Source organism: Microcoleus sp. Pol12A5, from assembly GCF_036701435.1.
In the GTDB taxonomy this organism is placed as follows: Bacteria; Cyanobacteriota; Cyanobacteriia; order Cyanobacteriales; family Microcoleaceae; genus Microcoleus.
Genome location: NZ_JAUBQU010000254.1, coordinates 1 through 2638, shown reverse-complemented (window position 1 = coordinate 2638; position 2638 = coordinate 1). Strand labels below are relative to the sequence as shown.

1 pseudogene is annotated in these 2638 nt (G+C 47.2%); it reads left to right on the top strand.

Annotation, left to right across the window (positions count from 1 at the left end):
• Positions 1-2638 (top strand): annotated as a pseudogene (locus QUA45_RS28480) (Calx-beta domain-containing protein); the annotation flags it as partial.

The window sequence follows — 2638 nt, the reverse complement described above, 5'->3', positions numbered from 1 at the left end:
ACAAACGTCAGCGATTACAACAACATCGGTGGCACTTCAGGGGCAACTACCCCTACCGGCACAATTAATTTTGCCGCCGATGAAACATCCAAAACCATTACTCTGGATGTATTAGGCGACACCCTAGCTGAACCCGACGAAACCATTGCCGTCACCCTTTCAAGTCCCACAAGCCCAGGCGTAACACCGACAATTACCACTGCTACCGCTACCACAACTATTACTAATGATGATACGGCTGGCTTTACTATTAACCCAACAGCATTAACTACAAGTGAATTGGGTGGCACTGCTACGTTCACTGTCAAACTCAACTCTCAACCCACTGCTGATGTTGCGATCGATTTGAGTAGTTCCAATGTTACCGAAGGAACAGTTTCCCCTGCTAGCATAACTTTCACTCCTGCTACCTACAATCAACCGCGAACAATAACAGTGAGTGGTGTTGACGATATAGTAGCTGATGGCCCTATACCTTACAAAATTTTCACGAAGGCTGCTTCCAGCACCGATCCTAATTACAATAACCTCAATCCTGAAGATGTCACCGTAACCAACAGTGACAATGAAACTCCGGGAATTACAATTAATCCGACGGCGGGATTAACTACTGGTGAAGATGGCACTCAGGCTAACTTTACTGTGGTTCTGAATACTCCGCCAACTGCTGATGTGACTATCGGTTTGAACACGGATAATGCTGCCGAGGGAACTGTTTCCCCTGCCAGCATAACTTTCACTCCGGCTAACTGGAAGACAGCGCAACCAGTAACAGTAACCGGGGTTAATGATAGCATAGTTGACGGCAATATTGACTACAAAATTGTCACAGAGCTTGCTGTTAGCGACGATCCGAATTATAAGCTAGATGCAGCGGATGTTAGCATTACCAATAAAGACGATGATACCGCTGGTATTTCTATTACTCCCACGCAAACAACTGCTACTGAAGGCGGCGCGACGGGCAGTTATGAGCTCAAGTTAACGTCTGAGCCGAAGCTCCCTGTTACCATTAACTTTAAAACCGGAAGTGAAATAAATGCGATCGGGACAATTACCTTTGACAGCACTAACTGGAATGTTGCCAAAACAGTCACAGTCACCGCTACCGACGACAGCAAAGCCGAAGGCCCGCACAGCGGCACGATCGCTCACACTGTTACCAGTGACGACACTAAGTATAGCGGCACAACAATTCAGGATGTCAATGTAGCGATTACCGACAACGACACAGCAGGTGTGATCATTACACCTACGAGTACAACTGCTACAGAAGGCGGCGCGACGGGCAGTTATACAGTCAAGCTCAACAGCCAACCGAATGCACCTGTTAACCTCATCTTCAATACAGGCAGTCAAATCAAGGCGATTTCTACGATTAATTTCGACAGCAGTAACTGGAATGTTCCCCAAACAATCACTGTCACTGCTACCGACGATAGCAAAGCTGAAGGCACGCACACAGGTACTATTTCTCACATTGTTAACAGTGCGGACACTAAGTATAGCAGCACATCAGTTCAGGATGTAAATGTAGCGATTACCGACAACGAAACAGCAGGTGTCAGCATTGCACCTACGAGTACAACTGCTACAGAAGGCGGGGCGACGGGCAGTTATACAGTCAAGCTCAACAGCCAACCGAATGAACCTGTTAACCTCATCTTCAATACAGGCAGTCAGATTAAGGGGATTCCCGGGATTACTTTCAACAGCACTAACTGGAATGTTGCCCAACCAGTAACTGTCACCGCTACCGACGATCGCACAGCCGAAGGTACCCACACGGGTATTATCTCTCACATTATTACCAGCATAGACACTAAGTATAACAGCACAGCAGTTCAGGATGTAAATGTAGCGATTACCGACAACGACACAGCAGGTGTGATCGTTACACCTACGAGTACAACTGCTACAGAAGGCGGGGCAACGGGCAGTTATACAGTCAAGCTCAACAGCCAACCAAATGCAGACGTTAAGCTCAACTTCGATACAGGCAGTCAAATTAATCCGATTTCTGAGATTAATTTAAACAGCACAAACTGGAATATCGGGAAAAAAATCACTGTCACTGCTACCGACGATAGCATAGCCGAAGGTACTCACAGCGGCAAGATAGGTCACGCTGTTACCAGTTCAGACCCTAACTATAGTGGCACGGCAGTTCAGGATGTAACTGTAGGTATTACCGACAACGACACAGCAGGTGTGAGTATTTCACCTACGAGTACAACTGCTACAGAAGGCGGTGCGACGGGCAGTTATACAGTCAAGCTCAACACTCAACCGAAAGCAGATGTTAGCCTCAGCTTCCAGACAGGCAGTCAAATTAATCCGATTTCTGAGCTTAATTTCAACAGCACTAACTGGAATATCCCGCAAACGGTCACTGTCACCGCTACCGACGATCTCAAAACCGAAGGCACTCACAGCGGCACGATCGCTCACACTCTTACCAGTACAGACACTAACTATAACGGTCAGACGGTTGAGGATGTAACTGTAGGTATTACCGACAACGAAAAAGCAGGTGTTACTATTGCACCTACGACTACAAATGCTATAGAAGGCGGTGCAACGGGCAGTTATACAGTCCAGCTCAACAGCCAACCGAGCGCACCTGTTAGCCTCAGCT